Genomic DNA, 25,973 nt, shown 5'->3' with positions numbered 1-25,973 from the left:
AAAGCCAGTGCCGCAAAGCCTGCACACTCCCTGCCGGTGCCATTATGGGAATTTATTTGGTCTGAGCTTCCCGCTTCTCCAATAGAGGAAGGGCAATTCGGGTCTGCTCCTCAAGCATCTTATCCACGTCGATTACCTTTCTGAAGTTGGAAACGGCGGCATCCCATTTTTTGTTGAATTCCTCTTCATTTTTGGCGGTTAAAGTGATCTTGAACGGGTTATCCCATGTCGCTCTTGTCGACCAAAGCTTCTGCACTTCAGGAATATTGGCATATTCTGCCGACCAGGATTGCACATTCGGAACGGGCACCAATCCCTTCACCCATGGGCTTGTAACCGGAATTTTAATCGCCTTGGCCAATGTATCAAAGCGGGTAAGCTTATTCAGAATAAGAGGATTGAATACACTGGCCGAATCCGCCCATTTCTCTACGCCGTACCAGAACCCCGGGGTCCCCCCGCTGTAGGGAATGCTGTTGAAGTTCAGCCCTTTGGCATCCTTCCAATCCATCGCGGCCATATCGCCGTCGATCAAGAACTTCTGGAGGCTGGCATCTTTAAACTTTCTCGTTCCATCTGGAAGCTCCTCATAGAGGCCCGCTTCCTTCGTTCCCCAGAACTTGATTTCATCCCATTCGGCTGTAAACATCGTATTAATCCAGTTAAGCACTTGCGGCACTTGATCTTCCTTGACCGTTTTCAAGATGGACAATGTGTCCAGGAACGAAGGCGGCCCCTCCAAATACGCAGGAAATTCGGCTCTTTGTGCCACTTGCGTATAGAAAGGCATATACCTGAACGCTTTACCCGCCTTTTCCAGTTCCGTATTTACTTGATCGACCGACATCCCGATCCATGATACCGGTACTATCGCATACTGACCGTTCATGACCTTTTCCTTGAACTTCTCTGCGTTGTGAACGAGCGATTCCGGATCAATGACTTTATCGTTGATCATCTTGTTTTGAATTTTCGCCGCTTCTTTAAAGACGGGGTTTAAATAGCCGAAATCCATTTTTCTCTCCGGAATGTTCAACCAGCCGGTGTAATAGTAGCCCTTGTAGCCCATCATTTCTGCTCCAAGAACGCTGAGAGCGATCCAGTTGTCGCCGCCGTCATATCCGCTGGCAAAGACGGGATTGTTCCCTTCCTTTAACCCAAGAGCTTTGATGTCGTACATAAACTTGATATATTCATCCGTGGTTTTGATAGGCAGTACGAAGTCGTCACCGATGGGAGCGTTCTTTTCTTTAATCCGCTTCATCGCTTCTTCATAGTTCATTGCCGTCGGAATCAGCTTCTTCAGGATGTCGTCTCTAACATACAGGATGTCGCTGGCAATTTTATTTTTAAATGTACCGAATGAATTCATCATATCGTCAGACAATCCGGGGTCCAGTTCCTTATTCACGCGAAAATTATAGGGAACGCCATAGATCTTACCGTCTACTTTGATAGATTCCCATACATACTCCGGCACATTTTTCCATACTTCGGGAGCATATTTCTGCAGCATCTCCGGAGTCAGTTCCCAGTTCAGATCGCCTTCATGCAGCTTAGCGTGGTGAGCAGGACCTTGACCTGCTTGTGTGAGAACGAGACTAGGCAGGTTGCCGCTCGCTACTAGCGTTGTAAGCTTTGGCTCCCATTGTTGCCCTCCATTCCCATAGAACTCCTTAACCTTTACCTTCGTTTTCTGATATAGCCAATCGCCTGGGATATCTTCCTTCGGCCTATCCACGGCTTGCACGTCAGTACCTTGCGTATTCCAGATGGTCAGCTCCAAATCTTTTGTAGGCTTGTAGCCTTTTTCTTCAGCAGCTGAGGACGATGGCTGTGTGGTTTCTTTACTTGTTTTGCCACTGGATGGAGTTACGGTATTATTGCTGTTCGTACACGCTGAGATAATAGCGGCAAGTAATGTTATTACGATGGTTAAGCTTAGTAATTTTTTTGCCATACTCATGTCTCCCCTTTTGTGCTTGGTATCAACCCTAATTGAAAGCGTTAACATATCGCTTATATTAATTCTATTGAATCCAGTAACGCACAACAATATTACGATCTGATTAAAAACATTAATATCTGCTTAGGATGATAGATTAGCTAAAAGGGAGAAGAGCGGCTTCATATAAAAAATCACCCTGGTGGGTGATTTGGTCCTGCTTGCAAACTGCTCAATTAGTCGTTACTTCATTTCAATCTATCCTCAGACCAATTTCCAGCGATCACTTTGCAATTGACGCGAGAGCAGCTGCATGAACTGTGCCCCATCTGCCCCGTCAAAAGGGCGATGATCAAAAGAAGCATTCAAATCCATCATTGTAGCAACCTCAATCGAATCACCGACTACAACCGGCATTTTCCTAGCCATACCGACTGCCAGAATACCAGCCTCTGGTGGATTGATGAGCGCTGTGAATTCAGCAATATCAAAGGTGGCCAGACTTGAAATCGTGAACGTGCCTCCCGTCATCTCACCGACACTTAATGTGCCCGCTTTGGCTTTACTTACAAGGGCATGTCTCCGCTTGGCGATCTCAACAAGAGACAATTGGTCGGCATTACGTATAACCGGCACCACAAGACCATCCTGTACGGAAACGGCTAGTCCAATATTGACCTCTTGATGCTCCAAAATATACGAGCCGCTTGGATCCGTGCAGAAGGAAACGTTCACCTGAGGTACCTGCCTTAATACACGGCCCACAGCCTGAATAATGAAATCCAGCACGGATAACCGAACCCCGACTGTCTCCTCAACGCTATGGACTAACATTTCACGGATTTTCAACACATGGCATAGATCCACACTGCTCTTTACTTGGAATTGCGGGATTTCACGGAAACTATAGGTAAGTCTTTCAGCGATCATTTTTCGCATGGCACTTAGTGGTTTCTTGGAAGTCGTGTCTTGGGGTGCTTCTCGCTCTGCACCGCTCTCAGAAGACTCCATCGTTACTGGTACACCTATAATATCACGCAGCACAATTCTTCCATCCGGTCCTGTTCCGTCGATCGTGTTAAGTTCGATACCCTTCTGTACGGAAAGCCTTCTTGCGGCTGGCGATACACGAATTCGTTCGCTGCGTATCACGTCTCCACTCCCCTGATGGTCGGAAAGAATGCCGATTATGCCACCAACAGCAATCGCATCACCGGGCTTGACCCGCTGTTCGATAAGAAACCCTTGCTCAGAAGATTCAATTTCCAGAGTTGCTTTGTCGGTCTCTATCGTGGCCAGGACTTCCTTCATTTGAATATATTCGCCAACCTGCTTCTCCCATGTGACGATGTGCGCTTCTTCCATGGTTGATCCCATCTTCGGCAATCTAATCTCTATGTTCAGTGCTCTCACCTCTTATTTGGCAGCTAATTAACTGTGAATCGCCATGCCAGACACAGCCATTGCCGCTTCTCCGAATATTTCAGAAAGGCTAGGGTGCGGATAAACATTCATTCCCATTTCCCAAGCAGTACCTTCCATAAATATGGCAAAGCCGGACATTGCAATTAATTCCGTAGCCCCTTGTCCAATCATATGCGTGCCCAATATCATGTCCGTCTTCTCATCCACGATCATTTTTATGAAGCCTTCCCCATCACCATGAATAAGTGATCTACCGTTAAAATGCAGCGGAAATTTTCCTATCTTCACCTTGTATCCAGCAGCTTTGGCCTGTTCTTCCGTCAAACCAACACTGGCGATTTCAGGATGCGTATACGTGCAGCGTGCCACTCTTTCGGGCTGATAGGGTAAGGTGCTTATCCCACAAATGGTATCCGCTGCGATCAGAGCTTGCTGAGTCGCGACATGCGCCAATTGATAGCTGCCTGCGATATCCCCTACAGCGTATAATCCGGGTACAGCGGTTTCCATATAAGCATTGGTTTGCAAGAATGCTCCTTCATCTTCCATACCGACGTTTGATAAGCCTAATGCGGAGATGTTATTTTTTCTCCCTACCGCGAATAGGATGACATCCGTCTGATGCACGGATGTTTCCCCTTTTGTTGACTGCAGGGTATACAACATCTTCCCGTCTTCCATCTGCTCCATATGTTCAATGAGTATCCGGTAACCCGGCATCGTTTCAATGCCTCTTTTATCGAAGGCACTCCCGATCTGCTCTGATATCTCCTTATCTTCCAACGGAGCCAAGCGATCTTCCGACTCGACAATCCGAACAGCACTGCCCAGTTCTTGAAAATAACAGGCAAATTCCAAACCAATCGCTCCAGCGCCTATAATCGTAATATGATCAGGTCTAAGCGGGTGAGCGAGAATCTCATCACTGGTGAACAGCTTGATTCCATCGATCGTGATGCCTCTTGGTATATTGGGCCTGGATCCTGTAGCCAAAATAACGTGATTGGAGAAAATGGTTTGCACGCTACCCGTTGACTCGTTTTCAACCCCGATTTCGAAATGCTTTTGTTTACCAACAAGATGCCCATGACCGTGTAGAAGGGTAATCTTGTTTTTCTTTATTAAATATTGAATCCCTTGATATAGTTGATTCACGATGGCTTTCTTACGTTCAAACGCCTTTGCCGCATTAAAGAAAAGGGAATCCTGATTGACCTCAATACCGAATTCGTCCATCTGCTTCACTCGATTATATAGCTTGGAGCTTTCAAGTAAAGATTTGGTCGGGATACATCCTTGATGAAGGCATGTGCCTCCCAGAAGATGCTTCTCCACGATCACAACTCTTTTCCCATGCTGCGCCGCACGAATTGCCGCAACATAACCTCCCGTACCTCCGCCGATAATCGCGACGTCATACACGTTGGACTGATCCATACCCGGCATGACAATCACCTCCTGCACTACCGAATTGTTTTGCGAACAGCGTTGACTATATCAATGGTTTGCGGCAGCATTTCCTTCTCCAGGTTCATATTGTAGGGAACGGGGGTATTCTCTGCGGTTACCCGGATAATCGGCGCATCCAATTCGTCGAAGGCTTCTTCCTGGATTCTAGCCGATATCTCAGCTCCCCAGCCGTAGGCACCGGTCGCTTCATGTACGATAACCAACCGATGGGTTTGCTTAACCGACTGAATGACGGCAGCGATATCGAGCGGAACGAGGGTTCGCAAATCAATGACCTCCACTTCAATCCCTTCCTTACTGAGCAGCTCGGCCGCTTCCAGTGAGAAGGGAACCATTCTGGACAGGGTAACGATCGTTACATCTTTGCCTCGCCGTTTGATATCCGCTTGGCCCAGTGGAATTGTATACGACTCCAAGGGTACATGACCTTTCTGGTTATATAGCATTTTATGTTCAATGAAAATAACGGGACTGCCTTCTCTTACTGCACTCTTCAGCAGCCCTTTCGCATCATAAGGCGTACTTGGCGCAACGACTTTAAGTCCAGGAATATGGGCAAAGATCGTTTCCAGGCTTTGCGAATGCTGTGCTCCGTTGCCGCGCCCGCCCCCGCCCTGCGTGCGGATAACTAACGGGATTGACGTCTGCCCGCCCGACATATACTTCATCTTCGCGGCTTGATTCACAATCTGATCCAGCGCAACCAAGGTAAAATCAATCCACATGATTTCGATGATTGGTATAAGCCCTGTCATGGCCGCACCGACGCCTGCGCCGATAAATCCGGTTTCTGAAATGGGCATATCTATAACTCTTTCCGCGCCGAATTCATTGTACAAGCCTTTGGTTACTTTGAAGACGCCGCCATACGATCCAATGTCTTCACCCATCAATACAATATCCGCATCCCGTCTCATTTCTTCTTGTAAGGCTTCGTTGATCGCCTCAGAATAACTTATCAATCGATCAGTAGACATGCGTGAATATTTCCTCCAATTCCGGTTCACTGGCTTTTCTGGCCCGTTCATAAGCGTCACCGATTTGAGTGCGTATTTCTTCCGTTACCGCTGACAAACTCTCTTCACTAAGCAGATTGCGATTACGGCATAGCTCTCTGAATTGAGTTAAGGGTTCCTTCTTCCGCCAGCTCTCTACCTCGGCCCGCTCACGATAGCTTTCGGAATCGCCGAACATGTGCCCGACTAAGCGGTATGTCTTTGCTTCAATAAAAGTAGGTCCGCCGCCTGCCCGCGCACGTGCCATCGCCTCTTGTCCGACTTCATAAACCGCTCGAATATCATTCCCATCGACGATGACAGATGGAATCCGATAAGCCGCCCCTCTCTCTGCTATGTGCTCGTTCAAGAGCGACTCCTTAATGGGCGTCATTTCCGAATACAAATTGTTCTCACAAACAAATACAACAGGCAGTTTAAATACAGCCGCCAGATTCAAGCCCTCATGAAAGGCGCCTTGATTCGTCGCGCCATCTCCGAAAAAGGTAACGGACACCCGCTCTAGTTTTTTGAGCTTAGAAGTAAATGCCGCACCAACCGCAATAGGAATACCAGCTCCCACAATGCCATTGGCACCCAGAATGCCAAGCTCAGGGGAAGCAATGTGCATGGGCCCTCCCTTCCCTTTGCAATATCCGTCAATCCGCCCCATCATTTCAGCAAAGAGACGAAACGGATCCGCTCCCTTGGCCAATGCTTGTCCTCTTCCTCGATAAGTCATGGTCATGTAATCCTGCTCTGCCATAACCATTCCCATCCCTGCAGCCACTGCTTCTTGACCGATATAAGAGTGAAGTGAGCCGCCCATAAGCCCCTCTTTGTACATTTCTATACTTTTTTCCTCAAATTCACGAATGAGATTAAGAAGCCGCCATGCCTGCAGCACACGATCCTCGTCCCAGTTCCACGAAGCTTCATTCCATACATGCTTCGTCATATACTCACTCATGCGGGCTTCCTCCCTCAGCATCTATCTTCTTGGGTGCAAGATGACCGCCCACAGCAAAGGTGCCTTCCTTCAATTCGATGAATTCAATACGCACTTCCGCCGGCATAATTTCCAGGACATCACAGATCGCCTCGGTCATCTTGTCTGCAAGCAACGCGATACGTTTACTGCTGCGGCCTTCCATCAGCTTCATTGTTATATAAGGCATTCTTCATCTCCCATTCCGTATAGCTTGGACATCGTCATACGCGATTTAAGAAGCGTCTGTACCTCCATTGATTCCAATCGCTTCCCCCGTAATATAACGCGCTGCATCACTTGCCAGAAAAGCAGCCAAATCGGCCACCTCATCCGGTGAAGCTAATCTGCCCATTGGAATAATACGTTCCCAATGCTTCTGAATATCGTCCTGTGAGATGTCCAATAGCTCAGAACGGGATTCGCGGACCTGCTGGATCATAGGTGTGTCGATGATTCCTGGACATAAAGCATTGACCCTTATGTTAGACGGAGCCAGCGCAACAGCCGCTGAACGTGTCAAACTAATGACCGCTGCTTTGGACGCGGCATAATGTGCTGCCATAGGTCGATGCAGCCGCCCTGCAGTGGATGACAAATTAATAATGCTGCCGCCATTCCCCTGCTCAATCATCTCTTTGGCTACCAATTGAATGAGCTGAAAGGTGGTCGTCACATTAATGGCAAACATCCTATTCCATTCATCCGCTTTGATTTCCAAGAACGAACGCGTTTCCATGATCCCTGCCACGTTCGCAAGCACGTCTATTTTTTGAAATTGTGATTTTGTTTGCTCGACTACATATTCCAAAGCCGTTGAATCCGTCAGGTCAATGCGGTATCCAGAAGCAGATACCCCTAGCTCGCAGCATTGCTGAACCGTATCATTCAACTGCTCCTCATTAATATCGGTTAGAACAAGGTTGGCCCCTTGAGAAGCTAGCTTAAGGCTTATGCTTCTCCCAATACCTCCACCCGCGCCAGTTACTAAGCAAACTCTTCCGTCAAGATTCCCCATATGAAGTACCCCTTTATAGATTAATAGAAATGACAATATCCCCTTATTCGGTCGTCAAGATCTTACTTGTATACATGTCTAACAGGATGGGGTCGATGGTCAGGCCCAGCCCCGGGGAGTTAGTCGGATACGCCATACCGTCTCGTTGCATATAACTTGTTCCCACAATCAGATGATAATTGCTGTTTCTTCCTTCCGTAGATACAGCCTCTATCATCTTGCAGCCTGGCAATGCAAGGCCTAAATGAATATGGATCGATCCGAAATAATGGGGAAGCAGTGAAAGATTGCTTGCAGCAGCTAGTGCAGCGATTCGCTTCCACTCCGTAATTCCTCCGCAGAGCGTTGCATCCGCACGGACAATATCCATACAACCGTTGCTTATATATTGTTTAAATGTCCATCTTCCTGCCAGAAACTCACCGACGGCGATTGGAACGTCCACCTGATTACAAAGCCACGACATTTGTTCCATTTGTTCCGGGGGGAGCGGCTCTTCAACAAACGATAGGCCACTTGTCTCTTTCCCGGCTTTTTCGATCCAGCGTTTAACGGCTTTAACATCCTTCCAAGCACCATTAGCATCAACGCCTAGAGAGATGGATTCCGGAAGGCACTTGCGCAAAGTGATAAACCGCTGCATATCCTCTTCCATCGTTGCTCCGCCAACCATTAGCTTGAGGTGCTTGAACCCTTGTTCCGCATAGCCCCTATATTCTTCCTGAAGCTTGCCCAGGTCCTTGTCATTCGCATAATATCCACCAGACATAAGTAAAGGGATTGATTCACGGTAACCGCCCAGCAAGGTATGCAGTGGAAGACCGGCCTTCTTCGCTTTCAGATCCCACAGAGCGATATCGATCAGACTTATTGCCCGCATGATCATGCCCTGCCTGCCATTTAACCGCCCGTTATCGTACATGGCTTCCCATATCTTCTCGGTACAATCAATCGGATATTTCATGATTTGAGGTGCAATCTGTTCTACAATAATTGAGGATAGATCTGCCCCTCTGGCAAATCCGATTGCATAGCCTTTACGGTCCATCGTCGTAGACACTTCAACAAAACAATAATCGCGTTTGACTATTTTACTTCCGCCGATCCATAATGGCACCTCTAAGGGGATTTCAACATTTCGAGCCCTAACACTGCGAATGCATTCTTGCATCACTCCGCACTCCCTGTTACTCAAGTGAATGGGGAGCAATAAGCCCCCTTGCATGATCATAATGAAAATGCTGTAAATTGGCGCTGCAGCAGCCCGGTGTATCCACGTTAATGACCTCTTTGGCGAACAATCCGAATGCGGTCTGCCAGGCGACTGCCGATTTAACGACGATTATTTTGTAATCCGCAGGCCATAATCCCGCATAACGGATGTGGCCTAAATCCCATGGCGCCGTTCGCTTCTCTGTCAGCACAACTGTAAGCAGACCGGCTTCGATCACGGCTGTCATTCCCATATCAGCCAACTGTCCTTTCCGAAAGGGCCCCACGTAATGATAGGCTCCATCAAACAGATGACGCACTTTTCCTTCTATATATACAGGAGCTCCATGAAGACGATCACTCTTCCCGCCGATAGAATGAGAGAATGTAGCACCGATACCGACATAAGCCGCTGCCTTAACAGCCTCTATATCCCGGATAACGATCAAGGTGGGTACCGTTATCCCAACCAGATGCTTCAATAAATGGGTCGCATCCGCAGGTGCCCCTCCTCCTACGTTATCAGATCCCTCAACGAGGATAACTGGGCCTTCGACTGCATGCAGCGCTTGCTCTATCGCTTCCTGCGGTGAATAATAGCTAACCTGAAAGGTTTCCCGCCGTTCGGCTGCCATCATCAATAGTTGTTGGGAGCATTTATCCGCAAGCGCTTGGTCATTGTCCGTCGTTACGACAAATGACATCCCCGCATCTTTAATATCGCTGTAGGGGAATCCTCCGGCAACCGTTACATTAAGAACTTTATCCATCTGTTCCATGCTGAAAGCTTGTTCCATCAACTCTTTCATGCTGCCCTCAGAGGTTACCATCCCCTGCGGTACGAGAAGCATTCCTGTATGAGCATAAGCTTGAACAGGATGAACTTCCTTGTTCTGCATACGAATAATGAACTCCAAAGCCTCGACGCCGCGTTCATACATATCGATATGCGGATAGGTTTTATAGGCTATAATCAGATCAGAGAAATCGACCATTTGATGAGAGATATTCGCATGGAGATCTAAGGTTAATACAATCGGGATCTCACGTCCAAGATGCTCACGAATCCTTCTCAGGCACTCCCCTTCGAAGTCTTCATAATTCTCGGATACCATCGCCCCGTGCATAATTAACACTAATCCGTGCGCATGATCATCAAGAGATTCAATAATAGCGTCCAACAGTAAATCAGCCACAGAAGCCCTAACCATTCCACTTGGCAGTGCAGCCGTATATAAACCTGAGCTCAGTCTTACCCCGCATTTATCGGCTGCGTCAATCAGACCTCCCATGGTTGTTTGCGTATCTCTATAGTCATTAACGAATTGGTCAAGATCACAAACCCATTCCTCGCGGAACGCTTCCTCTCCCGTCTGGCCGGGTGCAAAGGTATTGGTCTCATGAAATATGCCAGCAACCGCAATCACCGTTTTCATTTCACTCACTTTATGTAACTCCTTCACATGAATCATTCTTATTTAGCGTATTTCGTTTTTTTGCCGCATTCCCCAGCATCTTCCCGGTGTATCCACGAGAAACATTTGAATGTTGCCCTGATCAGCTACAGTAACGTAACAATGCTTGCCTTCAGGACCTCCAAAGGTAAGATTGGTACATTGCATGCCCTCAAGTGAAATCTCCTCAAGTATGTCTCCCGACGGAGACAGCTTCGCGACAACACCTTTGCCATGACGGGTTACATATAAGTTGCCTGCCATATCACAACGCATCCCATCCAATGAATAATCCGGGAATTCAATGAACAACCGCTTATTATGAATGTTCTTGTCCTTATCCAATGTGTAAGCCCAGATTCTACGCTGAACGGACTCATTTACGTAGAGCACCTCTTCATCCGGACTCACTTCGATTCCGTTCGTAGTACCCATATTCGAATCTAATAATTGCGTTGTTCCATCCAGATTTATTCTCCAAAGGTTGCCCGTTCCGCTGCCCCAATCGGGATCACTGGCAAATATAATATCATCGCTTGTAATTGCGATATCATTGGGTTGATTCATTAAGGGCTCGTGTGCGTGAACAGAACACTTCAACGTATGCATATCAACCTTCAGAATATTATGGTTTGTATAATCGGCTATGAACATCTCCCCCCGGCTGCTAAACCGGATTCCATTGCCAATGCTTCCTCCCGGTAATTCAACAAATACGCTTCCTTGTCCCTGCGGGGATACAATTCCGATTGTTCCCTGAGTTGAATAATTAACAGCATATATATTTCCGGCCCGATCACAGGCTGGGCCTTCGATTCCTTCGGTAAATAAGAAAGGGGCAGTAAACGTTCGAGCTTGATAGTTTTCCATAACGATTCCTCCCATAGCATTTGTGGTCATTCAAGACCGTGTATTCTTCTTCAATGCATCCACCGCAATTGCATCAATTTCAACTAATAAATCGTAATTCAGGTCGCAATAGATCGTCGTTCTCGCAGGGTAAGGCGCTTCGAAGAAACGGGCGTATACCTCATTAAACTCGTTATATAGGCTTCGGTCCGTCAAATATACATTAACTTTAACGACATCCTTCAAGGATAACCCGGCTTCGATTAGTATTCTGCGTATATGCTCCATCGTCGAAACAGTCTGAGATTCAATATCGGAACCCACGACATCACCAGTTAAGGGATCAAGTCCACCCTGCCCGGAAATATAGAGGCAGGAGTCCGTCTGGAACGAGCTGGAGAAGGGCTTGGGAGCAAGCCGTGATATTGTAGTGTCATCATTCATAAAAGAGTTGCCTCCATCCAATTGTTAATCTATTTAAATATCAATTCAGCGGTTTCCATACGTTTTCTTTCATATAAAGATTCCATCGCATAATTAATCATGCCGCTCGTCAGGAATGTCCGTTTCTTGGGAAATGGTTCCACCCTTGTATTGATAAAATCCTCAATCATCCTCGTTAATGTTTCGAAATGTCCGAATGGGCGTTCCAAATCGCTAAGACATATTGCTGAATGAATGTCGCCTGAGTTACTGCGGATAGAAAATCCCCAACGGTCAATCCAATTATTTTGTTGTATGACATACCCACGGGTACCATTCACATAATTAACGATAAACAATACCGTTTTTTCACTCGAATGCTTCGGATGTGTTGAATCCGCTTTATTAAACAGAGCCTGCGCGCTCATCATCAGATCTTCCGGCCACTCGTTCCGGGCCATCGCTTCCCAAACTTCATTCCCTTGCAGGGCTAGAATGGATTGGACACCAAGATTGCTTCCCTGCCTTCTCTCGGCCAGCGATTGAAGTACCTCCAAAGCGTGAAATCCATACTTTTCAGTCTGGGAAGAGAAGCTGACAACTAACCATTCCGAGGCATCTGCTATATCTGTTGGATCAAGAGCGGGAACATGTGGAGCATGCGGAATGGAAGACCCCCCCATAAACGGATGATCTCGCTTCAGAAGCTCGTTATACATCCACACTGTATCGTCAATGTTATAGGCTAAGTGTTTGTCTGAGAAAATCGGTATCGTTGTCTCATTCAAGTTGTCTAATACACGTAGAACTTCTTCAAAAAAGCGACGACGCGGATACCATTTTCGGCCGTATTGATCCTCTGGATAATCCCCATGCTCACCAATGATGATGATACCGTCCAAGCCACCGTCAGCATGTGCCGATGTCAATGTTTCTTCAATGGTTAAATATATGGGCACTCCGCGAGAGGCGGCACGCTCCCTGCTCATGTCATTCTCCGGAACCTGATCCGTATAAATGGCAGCAACTTCAATTCGCGGTGTATATTCGAAATCACCCAACAGCCGGCCAAGTATGACGTCCGCATGAGAATTGAAAGTGTATTCCGTGACAATAACAGCAACTCGTTTCGAATTCTGTCCCGGACTAAGAGGGTTTACCGCCATTATTCTACACTTCCTTTCTCCATCGCTTGCACGGTCGTTATCAGCCATTCCGCAACACAATCTACGATGCAGGACAAATACTTTCTCCCCGCTTCAGCTGTTGCTTTGTAAGGAGCATCCGTATATCCGTCCACCCCGGTTAACTCCCGATGCTTGCCGATGAAGGTTCCGGGCCTGCCTTTGGTAATCCATTCCCTTTCCGTATGCGTCGTCTGAATCCTATCCTGGCGAACTTGCTCAGGCGCCAGTGCCAAGACCGCCGCAGTTTCAAATCCACCGGCATGCCCAGGCACCATTCCAATTTCCGCTGCGCCCATCTCCTTCAAAGCCGCAGAAGCCAAGTGCCAATAGGAAGCGGAAGCTACCCATATCGGATGGCGAACCGCAAGATCATTGGCTGTTTGGATCATAATCGGCTCATTCCCTCCATGCGCATTGAGGAAGATGATCTTTGTAAAACCATCTGTTATAAGGCTTTCACCTATATCCTTGAGCACCTGTAAGTACGTCGATGAAGTGAAGGATAATGTTCCCCCGAATGACAGATGATGCTGGGAACAACCAATCGTCAACACTGGTGCCATTAAGATGGGTACCTGGTCTGCCGCTTTACTTATCGCTTCTGTCGTTATATGCTCACAGATCAAGCTATCGGTATATACCGGCAAGTGAGGACCATGCTGTTCAGTGGCAGCAAGCGGAACAACTACGGCATAACCGCTTCGGGCCTTATTCGTGATATCCTCACGTGTCAATTCATGCAGCATCCACTCTCTCATATCCAAAGCCCTCCATTGACCGGATAGATTGATCCTGTTACATAGGAAGATAAATCGGATAATAAGAACGCGGCTACCTCATTAATTTCATTCGGATGCCCGCTTCTACCGACCAACGACTCTATTTTCATTCCATCGATATGCTCACGACCCAAATCTGCTAACTGCTGCGTGGATTTAAAATCACCCGGGACAATGGCATTCGCTCGAATCCCATATGCGGAATATTCCAGCGCAATAATACGCGTCAGCTGCTCAAGACCGGCTTTGGCTGAACCATATGCCGCGTTGTTCACCCTGGGTCTGGAGCTCATTATGGAAGAAGTATTCACGATTGATCCCCCTCCGGAGGCAATCATGTACGGTGCAGCATATTTACAAATGAGAAATCCGCTGGTCAACGTTCCCCTTAATGAATGTTCCCATTCATGCAAAGACATTTCCGCTATAGATCTTGAAGGTTGGTAATAAGCGTTGTGATAATAGCCATTTAATCGGCCAAATTGACTGTGGATTTGTTTGGTAACATCCCTTATTTGGTCTTCATTCGTACAATCGGCTTCCATATAAGTGAAACGATCTGTTCCATACCTCTCAGTCAGGCTATATATTTCAGGAAAGCTCTCGATTTCCTTAATGTCTATTGCAGCGATTGTCGCGCCTTTGTCCAAGAACAGTTGAATGGCCGCTTGGCCAGCTACACCTAAAGCTCCTGTTATAAGAATCACCTTGTCTTGCAATTGCAATGAACTCATGTCGTATCGCCTCCTGTATTGAAAATTGCTACCCTTTCACCGCTCCCAATGTTGCTCCTTCAGCTATTTTCTTCTGGAATACAATATAGAGAATAAGGGTTGGCAGCATAGCAATTGTGACCCCGGCGAATAACGTCACCAGATCCGATTTATATTGCATAATCTGGTTTGCGTGATACATTTTCACCCCAATTGTGTGCTTCTTTTCATCGCTTAAATATATAAATGGACCTAGAAAATTATTGTATAAACCTAGAAATTTGAATATAGCAACTGTGACGATGCCTGGAGTGGACAATGGAACAATAATACGCATGAAGGTTTGAAATAGCGAAGCACCATCCATAAACGCACTTTCCTCTAGTTCTTTAGGCAGTGACTGCATGAATCCTCCGAGCAGCATCAGAAAAAACACGCTCTCGCCCAAGCTATCCAATAAAACAAGTCCCGTCAAACTATTAAGCAGATGCAGGTCTCGCATAAGTATATATTGAGGAATCAATGCGTTAATGCCGGGCAAGAACAAAGAAAGCATAATGATTGACCATATCATCTTCCGTCCCCGAAACTCTAATCGGACGAGAGCATAGGCATTAATTGTCGTAAGGAATGTCCCTACAATCAGGCTGACGCCAACGTAGTATAAAGTATTCAACATCGTCGAACCAAGCTCATATGAAACCCATGCTTTTTTGTAATTGACCCAGGCCCACTTCTGCGGAAGGGCCCACACATTAGCAAAAAACTCCTGGTTAGTCTTTAAAGATTCATATAACACCCACAGCAAAGGTACAACAATGGACATTGCCCAGATGAACAGAATTATTCTCCACAAATAGTCACCTATCGTTCGTTCATTTACTTTCAATCTGTCCCCTACTTTCAATATCGCAATAATTAATATTCGAGGCTATCCTTTGATCCGATTCTGTCGGTAACTAATTTCACGACAATAAGAATAACGAATAGAAACATTCCAATGGCTGAAGCATAGCCATAATTATGCGACGTGCTGCCGAAAGCCATACTAAACATATAAAGTCCAATAACTTCAGTCGATCCAGACGGACCGCCATTGGTTAAAATCAGCATAAACTCGAATCCTTTAAACACACCAAGCGATAAGAACAAAATACCAACCCTAATAATAGGAGTGAGCAATGGGATGGTAATTTTGAATAGTCTCGTCGTATGGTTTGCTCCCTCTAGTACCGCTGCTTCATATAAAGAAGGAGGAATACTCTTCATGGCATTCATGAAAATAACGACATATAATCCCACCCCGCTCCAAATTAATGGCGGCAGCAAAGCCCAAAGTGCTGTTCTTTCATCACCCAGCCAATAATATTCTTTCATATCGATGCCGATCACTTTTAGTATTCCGTTCAACATGCCATAGCTTCCGTCATATATGAAAGACCATAGCAATGCGATAACGATAGCGGCTAATATATTTGGAATAAAGAATAGAATCCTGTATATTTTAACTTCAAAATAACCTTTATTTATGAGCAGATACGCCAAAATAAGTGAAATATAAACCGTTAAAACAGGGATGGTAACAATTAATATCAAATTATGATATAGAGCACGCCACATATATTCATCCTTAAACATAGACACGAAATTAAAAAGGCCAACAAACTTCGCCTCAGAAATTCCATTCCATTCCAACAACGAGTAGTAAACGGAAACGATATTCGGATATAGATTAAATAGCAGATATCCAATAAAACAGGGCCAAACTGCGAATAGGACAAACAATCGCTTCTGCATATCACTCTTCTTCATCAAAGACCCTTTATGTGCTCTGCTTGTTGTTTCAGGCGATGCCATTGTCAAATCTCCTTTCAGATTGTTCCATTAATACGAGAGGGAAGGAATATCCTGATTCCTTCCCTCTCGATTATGGTTGTGGTTATTATTTCTTTTCTTTAATGGCCTTCTCTACTAACTTCTCCGCCGCTTCCAATATTGGCATAGGATCCTTCTTGCCAGATGTTACTTCATTGATCATTTCTGTCGCCATCTTATCGGCTTGGGCAGCAATAGGGCCGGTAATAAGAACTTCTTTCATCGTCAAACCTAATTTCACCTTGTTGTTCTTGGAGAATTCCATAATCGCTCTCGGTGCATCTTGCAATTCTTTAATATTGTCCGGATTGTCAAGGAAGTCCTTACGAATTGGATAAATCCCGGCAAACTTATTATTATAGGCCTGGATATCATTACTCAATAGAAACAAATTGAATTCTTTGGCCCAATTCTTAATCAGGTCACTTTTATTTTTCCAGATCATAATGCCGCCGGCTCCAATGTAATTCTCAATCCATATCGTATCTCCCGCTGTGCTGCTGAACGGAATTGCCATGAAGCCCCACTTGAAACCATCTGGAATGGAATCTTTCATCTCATTCTGTACCCAATCCCCTGTTGCTCCAAGTGCTGCCTTGTGCTGCAGCAACTGCATTTGGGATTGTGTATGATTCAGTGCAGCTACTCCAGGAGGGAAGTAACCTAGTTTACCCATCTCATAAATACGCTTCCAAATTTCCTTATTTTCTACTGAAGTATAAATCGGCTCTTCGCTCTTCCGGAATCTTTTAGTAAACTCTTCTAAATTACCGTTTTTCTCTGCAATCTCAAACTGTTTGATTCCAAATGCGAATGATAGATACGTAGGATGTACACCAGGATATGTAATTGGGATAATTCCTTTAGCCTTAATATCTGCCATTAATTGAAGAAATTCTTCCCAAGTTTTAGGATTTTGATTCCATCCATTTTTCTCAAACAGCGCTTTGTCATAGAATAGGCCCACTGTAGATCCGCCCATCGGAAGTTCGTAAAACTTCCCATCATATTGTTCCGCGAACTCAAATGTCCCTTCATTAACAAGATTGCGGAAAGTCTTACCATTCGAATCAGGCAGCACACGATTCCATAAATCTGTCATCTCTTCAAACAATCCTGCTTTAATGACTTGAACCTTCTCATCTTTTGTATTAAATGCTGGTGAAATAATGTCAAACATGTCATTATCATCTTTAGCAGCAATTTTTGTACTGATCAGATCCATAATCTTAGGAGAATAAGTGACATCAAATTTTACATTCGGATATTTTTCTGTGAATTTTGCAATTGCATGATCCACCCATTCACGACCATATCCGTTTTCCCAGTAACCGAATCTGATGGTTACCTTTTCGGTTTTGGACAATCCATTCTCAGGATATACATCGGCATCTTTACTTGTCGAGGTGGACGGAGAGTCACTATTGGATGGCTTAGTTGTTTGTTCTCCAGTCTCCTTGCTGCTGCTACAACCGATTACGATTGTAAACATCATAGCCACACTTACTAACATGCCTAAGGCTTTGTTCATAGACACTTTCATTTAGACGCCCCCCGAAATTAATATGTTTGATCTGTCCGCTATACAATTCACAATTGCTTTGTAGCAACCCGCATATTAATTATTAATTCACGGATATGAATTGTTTTCACGTATTGTCAAATTGATATTACCTCTTAGATTGATTGATGTCAATAACTATTTTGTATTTGTGAAATAGTTTTACATTAGTGAAAAAATAAGATATGACGAGACTTATGTTACATCCATTGTTTGATTCTTTGATCTGTCCAATGTCTGTATAGAGGATGATTCATAATCACCCTCTGTACAGAACCCTGCCTGAGCTATTCCGCTGGTACCGACAACTTATATAATGCGACATCATCCAGATATAATTTCTCTCCAGCTAGCAAATCCCATGTCGGGAAACTAAGCTGCACCTGGGTAACCGGCGCAGTTACTTCAAACTCAAGCTCCATCCTCTTCCAACTGCCGTTGCTAGTGGCTACAGATTCTTTCTCAGTCACCACGCTGCTGACAATTGCACCGTTCTGATCCCGCAAGTTGTGGCCCCACTGAATCGCAGCTCCGGTGGTCGAACCTGCAGGCGTATAATAGTAGAATACCGCTTCATATACACCTGGCTCGACAGCTACCGTTTGAATCGGTCCGCCCACGAGGGAAACTCCATCAAGTTCCAGACTAAAGTCGCCCGTTCTCGTAACAGTGCCGCTGCGGCTTATTGTTCCGTTTGCCCCTTCCTTCCAGAGCCACCATGGTGCATCACCATTTTCAAAGGAGGGATTCAGCACCAGATTTGATAGATTCGTTGCAGCTTCTACAACATACGGAGCTGCTTCAATATAGGCTCCACCTTCATAGGAGACTCGATATACGATACTTTTCTCCACTGAAGCAGCATAGGGCCTCGGAATCGTCAAGGTTGCCGTTAGCGTATTCTCATCCCATGCCACTGCGGTTGGAGTCACTTCCACCAGCCCAGCGCTGCCTGATTGCTGCTCGACCTTAAAGCTCGTCAGCTCTGGCACTGTTGCTGGCGCTTGATTAAACACAACTTCAAGCGCTCCCTGCCCGGCTTGCACGGATGCAACTTTAGACGCTGGAGCATCCAGCCGATATAGAGCAATGTCATCCAGATACACCGTCTCTCCCAACTGTAAATCCCATGTCGGGAAAATAAGCTGCACCTGATTCACCGGCGCTGTTACTTCAAATATAGTCTCCATCATTTTCCAGCTTCCCTTGCTTGCAGCTACTCCCTCCTTCGCTGTCACCACGCTGCTGACAATTGCATTGTTCTGATCCCGCAGGTTAAGTCCCCACTGAATCGTTGCTCCGGTCGTGGAACCAGCAGGCGTATAATAGTAGGCTACTGCTTCATATAAACCAGGAGCAACGGTTACCGTCTGAATCGGTCCGCCTACGCTGGCAACCCCTTCAAGCTTAAGACTGTAATCACCCGTTCTCTTTACAGTATTGCTTCGGCTTAAATTACCGTTTGTCCCTTCCTTCCACAACCACCATGTCCCATCAGCTATTTCGAAAGATGGATTCTGCAGCAGATTGGTTAAATGAGCTGCAGATTCCAGCTCTACTGCATTAGAGAGTAATGCCGTACGATTCTGATAGGAAACACTATAAATAATGCTTTGCTCCAAATAGGCCGAGACAGGTACGGGGATGGTCAGCCTTGCCGTTTGGGTTAATTCATCCCATGAAATAGCACTCGGCGTAATATCCTTAACCGAGGATAGAACAGCCTTCCCTTCGATCATACTTTTCTGCATTTGCGTAACTTTAAAATCCGCCAGCATAGGTTCGGACATTAACGGCGAATCAAATCCAACTTTAATAGCACCTAGCTCTGCTTCTACAGAAGTTACCTGTATGGGTTTGATCACTGAACTGTCCAACAAATACAAAGCCATGTCATCCATATAGAGTTTATCTCCGGACTTCAAGCCCCATATCGGAGGACCATACTCAGCAGTCACAGTGGATGCAGGAGCATTGAAGATGGCCTCCATCGTCACCCATTTACCCTTGTTTGCATAGGTCGGCATATAATTCGTAATCACACTATCTATAATATTGTTGTTTTTGTCACGTAAGTTGATATACCACTGAATGGTCCCTTTGGTCACGGAATCCTCTGGCACATAAAAACGCAGAAGCGCTCCATACTTGCCAGGTTGTGTAATGGGGATATTCTGGGCAAGTCCTCCAACTGCAGCTACACTGTTGACTTCAATACTTTGGCTGCCAGAATGGCTTAATTCTGAAGTTCTGATGAATGAGCCCTCTGCTTCATTCTGCCAATGGCTCCAGTTCCTTGCTTCGTTCGGATCGCCCGCTTTCCCGATTTCAAAAGATGGATTCTTAACCAGATTTGGAGCATCATTGAGTACCGCTAATAACAGCAAGGCATATTCCTTCACATAGGGTCCTTGGCCCTCTTGTGCGATAGAATTGAGACTCACCTTAAAGGCATCTACTTCATTTGATGGTGCTGTCTCCAGCCATAACAACAACGAGGAGAACAAGCCCGGTTGGGTTCCATTCCATCCGAAGGTTCCTTTAATTGGATTGCTAGTCAAATAAAGAATAGGATCTGTTTTCGAAGCTAGATTCAAAGCCGTCTGCTTATCTGCCATCTCCATCGCAGTGCTTAATTCAGTCAGCATATTCAGTGCAGCCTGTAATGAAGTGGGTGCCTCTATCTTAGCTTTGCGCATATAACCAAGCGACGAGGCCTCATAATATTCGAATGTATCAAGCAGCTTCTCTGCACGGGTAATTTGAGCTTTTGTTCCTGCATGTTTAACCACTTGCTCCATTAAGTTACGGCTCAAGGACAAATCCTCGTCCGTTACTTCAGCCAGATAAATGTAGTCATAGAGATTCATGAAATTGTTGCGGTTCGGTGAGTTGGCCCAGTTCAAGTACCATTCAGATTTGAAAATCCGCTCTGACCAGAATTGTTCCCAGTGATCGTAGTACTCCTTCAAGTAAGGTGCTGCTTCCTGGCCGACTGCTCTCACATACCAGTCATTCAACAGCGCGTCCACATCCTGGTTTGGATTCCACTGAAGCTTTGCGGACAACCAAGGCTTGGGCCCCTCACCGAAGTTCGGAAATAATTCTGCAACATGCGCAACGACGTTGTTAGCTAATGAATATTGATAATTCTTAGCCATGACATTCGGATAGAAACGCGGAACGCCATATGGAAAGCCATATAGATACTCGTAAAAAGCCAGGCCGGTAGCCTTCTTCGACCAGTCCTCCGTGAGCCGGTGCCCTTCTTCTGCCTTTGCTTCATCATTCCAGGAAAGCCGATCATCCGTAATATAAGGAATAACTCTTGGGTTCAGTTTAAGATCGGGATCAGTCGGCGGATCGTAAACATTCCAGTAAGCCAGTAATCCGAAATACTTGTCCGGATATTGTTTCAGAACACCTTCCACGATCTTATTGACCCATGCATAATAAACATTCGACATGTCCAGATAGCCAAGTGAATTCAATGCAGGCGGATTCGGATAATGAGGATCCGAAGGGTTCGCCTCGCAGAAATTACTGTTATCATTAATGCCTAGTGAATAAGATATCTCACCCGGATGGGCCGCGAAATAGGCATTGATTTTTACAATTGCAGCTGCAGCAGTTGTATCATTCATACAAGGCTGCCAACCGTGAATTGTAGCGGGAACTACACCGCCTGGATAGTATTCAGGGTGATCGCTGTTTTCAGCGGGATTAAACAATACATTCAAATTATGATGGAAACGAATGGTATCATGCATACGATTGAGCTTTGTCCACTCAACATTCGTTGCAGGGCTTTCCGTTCCGAAAAATTTTCTAGAAATAAATGAGGGCTGATCCCGGACACTACTAAGAGGTATGACAAGTTTCGATGCCTGCGGCACATCTTCACCATCTGGCCCAGGGAGCAGCCAGCGTACGCCTACATACCGCTCAAGAAACTCAATTACACCGAATTCCGTTCCCCAAGAGCTTGGCCCTTTAATAGAGATCGAATTATTGCTTAGCTGGGGATAGATTACAAAGCCGTCTGCGCCCAGATTCAGCAGCTGGCTATTTACGCTAGACTCGCTGCCTGGAGCAATTGCCCCGACATAGATATGAGTACCTCCGCTGGGTATCCCAACATCCCCAATGGTGTAAATTTTGAGCTCTGCACTTGTCGATTTCTTAATATAATTGACTAATAGATCAGCTGCTTCCAAGGTTTGCTTGTCGGCAGTCTCGCTCACCAGAATCGTTGCAGCTGCTGCACCTGAATCTACAATCGTTAACGAGTTAGGTGAGTTTACGATGTTCGTACCCGTAACCCCCGTCATACCGCCTGTCTGACTTTCAGGCTGACGCTCAAAAGTTGATCCCTTTGCCGCTTCACTGATTGTTGCAGATTGAATCACACCTTGACCATATACTTTGACAACTGCATTTAGAATCAATCGAATAATACGAGATCCTGTCTGTACATGTACATCTATATCCTTTGCGGAAATCGAAACCTCATCAAATTGTCCGGTTAACGAGATACTCGAATGAGGAGGAAGCTTGTCGCTCACCTGTACATTCTGAAATCCCTTCCCCGTAAGATTGAGCTCTTCAAGCAAAGCAGAGGATAAGATGGCAATATCTTCAACGCTTGTCGTACCTTCTACCACAATACGCACAGGGCTTGCTGATTTATTAACAGATACATGGACCAACGTACAATCCACAACATGAATACTGTTAACTCCTCCTCCCTGTATGCTTGTTTCTCCTTTGACTGAAACATTGATCAGTGATACGTCCCCTTCACCGATGCCTTCCGCCAAAATCAAATCACCCTGAATATTAAAATTTCTCAATGTAATTCCTGGTTTGTTCACCACAACATTACCGTTAATTGTTGTTAGCTTCTCAGCAGTTCCATAGACACCTGCCTTATCATAGGTCGTCGTTTGCTGTACGCCAGCTGACACCTTCAAGGCGCGATCCAGCATGACTACCATTTCGGCTCGAGTGATTGACGCCTCCGGTTTAAAGCTGCCATCCAGGTACCCTTTGACGATTCCTTTGGCAACAAGCGATTGAATGGCAGACTTGCTCCATGAAGCAATCTTTGCATGATCCGTAAATGAGATTGAGGAATCCGCCAAAGTCTCATCCATATGAAGCAGTCTGGCGATCATCAATGCTGCTTCTTGTCTGTTCACATGATTTTTACTACCTATCGAATTGTTCCCATATCCCTTTATGTATCCGGCTTTTACCGCTTTAGCTACCTCGTCATATTCCCAATCCGTTGCAGAAAGATCGGAGAACTGTAATTCGGCCTTCTCGGTAAAACCGAAGGAGCGATTGATCAGCGCAAAGCCTTCACCTCTGGTTACAATTCGATTCGGTTCGAATTTCCCATTCAAATAACCGGAAATCCAACCGCGATCCAGCCATTCAAGAAGAGTACGCTCTGCCCAATTCCCCCTTATGTCAGATACAGAACCAGAAGCTTTGGAATCAGAAGCTTTGGAATCCGATAATTCGACAGTGTTCACGCCGGCAACAGACGCTGCGCCGCATAATGAACTGAAGCTGAATGATAGTAGGCAGATAATTAATAGAATAGATATTCGAGCCTTTCTGCTCGTTATCATTTCATGAAGCCCCCTTTGGTTATGAATGATGAATGCATACAATAAACGGTTAGCCTAGACCTAATTCAGCCTATACAGCGCAAAATGAGAGATCTCCAAGTCCAGTCGTTCATCCGGTTTAATCTCGTAAACTTGAAATACCAATGGAACCTTGCAAGGTTCATTCACAACTTCAAACATCGCTTCTAAAGTGATTTCGTCACCTTTGCCTGTTATTAATGGTATTCTGCCTGTAATGATAGAATCGACAATCTCACCTTGACCATTGGCAATCTGAAAATACCAATTGATTGTCGCGTCTAATGCCATCTCATCCGTAACATTCAGTCTGATTACTACCCCGTAACAGCCCGGTTCCAAGTGAACTTCTTGTAACCTGCATATACCGGTGCGGATTTTCGTTAATGCATTTTCTGACCAATCCCATTGGATTGTTTCATTCGGTGAATTCTTGGCAGGTCTAGTGCAAATCGAATGGTTATGCAGTAGATTCTCACCCTGATCTAACTCCGCTAACATAAACCGCGCATAATCTCGTAAATCCGTTTGTTCCTCACCATTCCCGTACAGTTTAAGCTGCTGAATGAACTCCTCAGGATCAGACGTATGCTTAAGCCATTGTGCTAGGCAGGGAGATAAAGCTCTTTCCGTGCCTCGCCATATCCAAACACCATCGAAGGAAAATAGATCACTGGGTGATACGAGTATCGGATCGACCTGCGGAACCTTTAATCCCTGCAGCCTCCTCTTTGCTATTGATACTGTGCGACTACTATCGAATAGCAGCTCGGCCACTTCCTGATTGTTTGTCGGGCAGAGAATGCTATTAGTTCTCATATAGCTCAGCACAGAATCTTCATAGTATTCAAAGGTGCTCATAAGCAGATGAGCTCGTTTCTTCTGAGCGTCTGTTTCTGCATGTAAGACGACCTTCTCCATCAACCTGCGGCTCTTTGCCATATCATCGTCTGTCACTGCTTGCAAATAACTGGAATCAAACAAATCAAGAAAATTAAAATGTATGGGGGAATCTGCCCATTTACGGTACCATTTCGTCTTGAAAATACGCGTTTCCCAGAAATATTCCCAATATTCAAAATATTCACGCAAGTATGAGGCCGCTTTTATTCCAACCGTTCGAATATACCATTGGCTTAGTAAATCTTCGATATTCAGAAAGGGATTCCACTGAAGCTTCGCTGAAATCCATGGCTTTGGTCCCTCTCCAAAATTGGGAAACAGTTCGGCAACATGTGCAATGACGTTCGTATTCCTTGCATATTTGTAGTTCTCAGCCATTCTATGGATATAAACTCGCGGGACACAATAGGGAGTGCCGTATAGATATTCATAGAACGCAAGATGATCCGCCGCTTTCTTCCATCGTTCCGTATGGTCATGCCCTTCTAGCCGCTTAACGGGATCTATCCAAGTCATTCTATCATCTGTAATGTAAGGTACGATTCGAGGATGAAGCTTTACATTTGTCGGCGGGTCATAAACATTCCAATAGGCCAGCAGCCCGAAATATTTATCAGGAAATTTCTCGGTGACTCCCGCAACAATTTTGTTAATCCATGGATAATAGACATCTGACATATCCAAATATCCGATTGAATTTAATTTGCCCGTATACAAGGGATGAGCAGGATTGGCTTCACAGTAATTCTGGCTGTCATTAATGCCCAGAGAATAAGATAATTCGTCTGGATTCCTTTCAAAATAAGTAATGATACGCTGAATTGCAGCATTCGCCGTTGTGTCGTTCATACTTGGCTGCCAGTTATCAGGATGATCCGGCAAAACTCCATCCGGATAATACTCCGCATGATCCGCGTGAAATTCAGTGTCAAATAAAACGGACATATTGTGATGGAACTGAATCATGTCATGCATTCTGTTTCGTCTGGCCCATTCCGTGCTCGTAGCCAGTTTATCCGTGCCGAAGAAATGTCTGGAGATAGATTGGGGTGCATCCCGTACTATGACAACTGGAATTGAAATATCGGTATGACGCGGAACATCCTCCCCATCAGGCCCTGGCATTAACCAACAAACGCCAACATAGCGCTCCAGAAACTCGAGTACTCCGTATTCCGTACCCCAAGACGTATTTCCAATGATGCTAATACTGTTTCCTTGCGGATAAATAACAAAGCCGTCATCTCCCAATCCATTGAGAGCACTTTCTGCATTTAATTCGATTTCCGGATCAAGAACACCAATATAAATACGGTTTTTGTCATGGGGTATATCTGGATCTGTTGTAATAAATCGGAGCATTTGCCCACTTGTAGACAGCTGTAAATATTTCTCAAGTATCGATGCTGCGTGACAAATTTGAGCATTTGCATCAGGAGCCAATACTATTATTGCTGTGATTTCTCCTCCTTCGCTAATTTTGATCGCTTCAGTTGTCATGATAGATAACCTCATTTCA

19 protein-coding genes are annotated in these 25,973 nt (G+C 45.4%); all 19 read right to left on the bottom strand.

The annotated features are described in order from the left end of the window. Nucleotides 1–52: 52 nt before the first annotated feature. The 19 genes from EKN16_RS27795 to EKN16_RS27705 all read right to left on the bottom strand — a co-directional run bounded on the left by EKN16_RS27795 (nt 53) and on the right by EKN16_RS27705 (nt 25,954). Nucleotides 53–1,960: a type 2 periplasmic-binding domain-containing protein gene (locus tag EKN16_RS27795; RefSeq protein ID WP_125664325.1), complete on the bottom strand. Its 1,908-nt coding sequence runs from the start codon at nt 1,958–1,960 to the stop codon at nt 53–55. Between the two features lie 249 nt (nt 1,961–2,209). Beyond that, on the bottom strand, nt 2,210–3,358 hold the full coding sequence (locus tag EKN16_RS27790; RefSeq protein WP_125664323.1) for a dihydrolipoamide acetyltransferase family protein: 1,149 nt from the start codon (nt 3,356–3,358) through the stop codon (nt 2,210–2,212). A gap of 18 nt (nt 3,359–3,376) precedes the next feature. Further along, a complete protein-coding gene (lpdA, locus tag EKN16_RS27785; protein ID WP_125664321.1) occupies nt 3,377–4,816 on the bottom strand; it encodes a dihydrolipoyl dehydrogenase in 1,440 nt (479 codons plus the stop codon). Nucleotides 4,817–4,833: 17 nt separating this feature from the next. Further along, a complete protein-coding gene (locus EKN16_RS27780) occupies nt 4,834–5,817 on the bottom strand; it encodes an alpha-ketoacid dehydrogenase subunit beta (protein ID WP_125664320.1) in 984 nt (327 codons plus the stop codon). After that, nucleotides 5,807–6,805 carry a thiamine pyrophosphate-dependent dehydrogenase E1 component subunit alpha gene (locus EKN16_RS27775; RefSeq protein WP_197719112.1) on the bottom strand — a complete coding sequence of 333 codons (999 nt, stop codon included), beginning with the start codon at nt 6,803–6,805 and terminating at the stop codon, nt 5,807–5,809. Before EKN16_RS27775 ends, EKN16_RS27780 begins: the two co-directional genes overlap by 11 nt. Further along, entirely contained in the window at nt 6,798–7,013 is a 216-nt protein-coding gene (locus tag EKN16_RS27770; RefSeq protein ID WP_125664318.1) for a tautomerase family protein, read from the bottom strand. The genes EKN16_RS27775 and EKN16_RS27770 overlap by 8 nt, the downstream gene beginning before the upstream one ends. A gap of 45 nt (nt 7,014–7,058) precedes the next feature. After that, nucleotides 7,059–7,841: an SDR family NAD(P)-dependent oxidoreductase gene (locus EKN16_RS27765; RefSeq protein ID WP_125664316.1), complete on the bottom strand. Its 783-nt coding sequence runs from the start codon at nt 7,839–7,841 to the stop codon at nt 7,059–7,061. Between the two features lie 43 nt (nt 7,842–7,884). Further along, a complete protein-coding gene (locus tag EKN16_RS27760; RefSeq protein ID WP_164523016.1) occupies nt 7,885–9,012 on the bottom strand; it encodes a mandelate racemase/muconate lactonizing enzyme family protein in 1,128 nt (375 codons plus the stop codon). A gap of 16 nt (nt 9,013–9,028) precedes the next feature. After that, nucleotides 9,029–10,489 (bottom strand): M81 family metallopeptidase, encoded by a 1,461-nt coding sequence (locus EKN16_RS27755; protein ID WP_125666743.1) that lies wholly within the window; start codon nt 10,487–10,489, stop codon nt 9,029–9,031. A gap of 42 nt (nt 10,490–10,531) precedes the next feature. Beyond that, nucleotides 10,532–11,377: an SMP-30/gluconolactonase/LRE family protein gene (locus EKN16_RS27750; protein ID WP_125664312.1), complete on the bottom strand. Its 846-nt coding sequence runs from the start codon at nt 11,375–11,377 to the stop codon at nt 10,532–10,534. 30 nt (nt 11,378–11,407) lie between these two features. Further along, a complete protein-coding gene (locus EKN16_RS27745) occupies nt 11,408–11,800 on the bottom strand; it encodes a RidA family protein (RefSeq protein WP_125664310.1) in 393 nt (130 codons plus the stop codon). A gap of 29 nt (nt 11,801–11,829) precedes the next feature. Then, on the bottom strand, nt 11,830–12,945 hold the full coding sequence (locus tag EKN16_RS27740) for a hypothetical protein (RefSeq protein ID WP_125664308.1): 1,116 nt from the start codon (nt 12,943–12,945) through the stop codon (nt 11,830–11,832). Continuing rightward, the gene (locus EKN16_RS27735) at nt 12,945–13,724 is read right to left on the bottom strand and encodes a creatininase family protein (RefSeq protein WP_125664306.1); all 780 of its coding nucleotides are present in this window, start codon (nt 13,722–13,724) and stop codon (nt 12,945–12,947) included. Before EKN16_RS27735 ends, EKN16_RS27740 begins: the two co-directional genes overlap by 1 nt. After that, nucleotides 13,721–14,479 carry an SDR family NAD(P)-dependent oxidoreductase gene (locus EKN16_RS27730; protein WP_125664304.1) on the bottom strand — a complete coding sequence of 253 codons (759 nt, stop codon included), beginning with the start codon at nt 14,477–14,479 and terminating at the stop codon, nt 13,721–13,723. The genes EKN16_RS27735 and EKN16_RS27730 overlap by 4 nt, the downstream gene beginning before the upstream one ends. A 28-nt stretch (nt 14,480–14,507) precedes the next feature. Next, complete coding sequence (locus tag EKN16_RS27725; protein ID WP_232016053.1) at nt 14,508–15,347, bottom strand: carbohydrate ABC transporter permease; 840 nt, start codon at nt 15,345–15,347, stop codon at nt 14,508–14,510. Between the two features lie 29 nt (nt 15,348–15,376). Further along, nucleotides 15,377–16,315 carry a carbohydrate ABC transporter permease gene (locus EKN16_RS27720; protein ID WP_125664302.1) on the bottom strand — a complete coding sequence of 313 codons (939 nt, stop codon included), beginning with the start codon at nt 16,313–16,315 and terminating at the stop codon, nt 15,377–15,379. Nucleotides 16,316–16,400: 85 nt separating this feature from the next. Then, nucleotides 16,401–17,876: an extracellular solute-binding protein gene (locus EKN16_RS27715; RefSeq protein ID WP_125664300.1), complete on the bottom strand. Its 1,476-nt coding sequence runs from the start codon at nt 17,874–17,876 to the stop codon at nt 16,401–16,403. Nucleotides 17,877–18,181: 305 nt separating this feature from the next. Continuing rightward, nucleotides 18,182–23,533 (bottom strand): DUF4838 domain-containing protein, encoded by a 5,352-nt coding sequence (locus tag EKN16_RS27710; protein ID WP_125664298.1) that lies wholly within the window; start codon nt 23,531–23,533, stop codon nt 18,182–18,184. 60 nt (nt 23,534–23,593) lie between these two features. Continuing rightward, nucleotides 23,594–25,954: a DUF4838 domain-containing protein gene (locus tag EKN16_RS27705; protein WP_164523015.1), complete on the bottom strand. Its 2,361-nt coding sequence runs from the start codon at nt 25,952–25,954 to the stop codon at nt 23,594–23,596. Nucleotides 25,955–25,973: the final 19 nt, after the last annotated feature.

This window comes from Paenibacillus baekrokdamisoli, from assembly GCF_003945345.1.
Taxonomy (GTDB): domain Bacteria; phylum Bacillota; class Bacilli; order Paenibacillales; family Paenibacillaceae; genus Paenibacillus_Z; species Paenibacillus_Z baekrokdamisoli.
This window is presented reverse-complemented; position numbering and strand designations above follow the sequence as displayed.

Excerpts from the sequence above, each read along its gene's own strand:
- EKN16_RS27715 (WP_125664300.1), bottom strand. The coding sequence starts at position 17,876 with ATGAAAGTGTCTATGAACAAAGCCTTAGGCATGTTAGTAAGTGTGGCT.
- EKN16_RS27765 (WP_125664316.1), bottom strand. The coding sequence starts at position 7,841 with ATGGGGAATCTTGACGGAAGAGTTTGCTTAGTAACTGGCGCGGGTGGA.
- EKN16_RS27740 (WP_125664308.1), bottom strand. The coding sequence starts at position 12,945 with ATGGCGGTAAACCCTCTTAGTCCGGGACAGAATTCGAAACGAGTTGCT.
- EKN16_RS27760 (WP_164523016.1), bottom strand. The coding sequence starts at position 9,012 with ATGCAAGAATGCATTCGCAGTGTTAGGGCTCGAAATGTTGAAATCCCC.
- EKN16_RS27745 (WP_125664310.1), bottom strand. The coding sequence starts at position 11,800 with ATGAATGATGACACTACAATATCACGGCTTGCTCCCAAGCCCTTCTCC.
- EKN16_RS27780 (WP_125664320.1), bottom strand. The coding sequence starts at position 5,817 with ATGTCTACTGATCGATTGATAAGTTATTCTGAGGCGATCAACGAAGCC.
- EKN16_RS27720 (WP_125664302.1), bottom strand. The coding sequence starts at position 16,315 with ATGGCATCGCCTGAAACAACAAGCAGAGCACATAAAGGGTCTTTGATG.
- EKN16_RS27755 (WP_125666743.1), bottom strand. The coding sequence starts at position 10,489 with ATGAAAACGGTGATTGCGGTTGCTGGCATATTTCATGAGACCAATACC.
- EKN16_RS27710 (WP_125664298.1), bottom strand. The coding sequence starts at position 23,533 with ATGATAACGAGCAGAAAGGCTCGAATATCTATTCTATTAATTATCTGC.
- EKN16_RS27730 (WP_125664304.1), bottom strand. The coding sequence starts at position 14,479 with ATGAGTTCATTGCAATTGCAAGACAAGGTGATTCTTATAACAGGAGCT.
- EKN16_RS27770 (WP_125664318.1), bottom strand. The coding sequence starts at position 7,013 with ATGCCTTATATAACAATGAAGCTGATGGAAGGCCGCAGCAGTAAACGT.
- lpdA (WP_125664321.1), bottom strand. The coding sequence starts at position 4,816 with ATGCCGGGTATGGATCAGTCCAACGTGTATGACGTCGCGATTATCGGC.
- EKN16_RS27750 (WP_125664312.1), bottom strand. The coding sequence starts at position 11,377 with ATGGAAAACTATCAAGCTCGAACGTTTACTGCCCCTTTCTTATTTACC.
- EKN16_RS27775 (WP_197719112.1), bottom strand. The coding sequence starts at position 6,805 with ATGAGTGAGTATATGACGAAGCATGTATGGAATGAAGCTTCGTGGAAC.
- EKN16_RS27705 (WP_164523015.1), bottom strand. The coding sequence starts at position 25,954 with ATGACAACTGAAGCGATCAAAATTAGCGAAGGAGGAGAAATCACAGCA.
- EKN16_RS27735 (WP_125664306.1), bottom strand. The coding sequence starts at position 13,724 with ATGAGAGAGTGGATGCTGCATGAATTGACACGTGAGGATATCACGAAT.
- EKN16_RS27795 (WP_125664325.1), bottom strand. The coding sequence starts at position 1,960 with ATGGCAAAAAAATTACTAAGCTTAACCATCGTAATAACATTACTTGCC.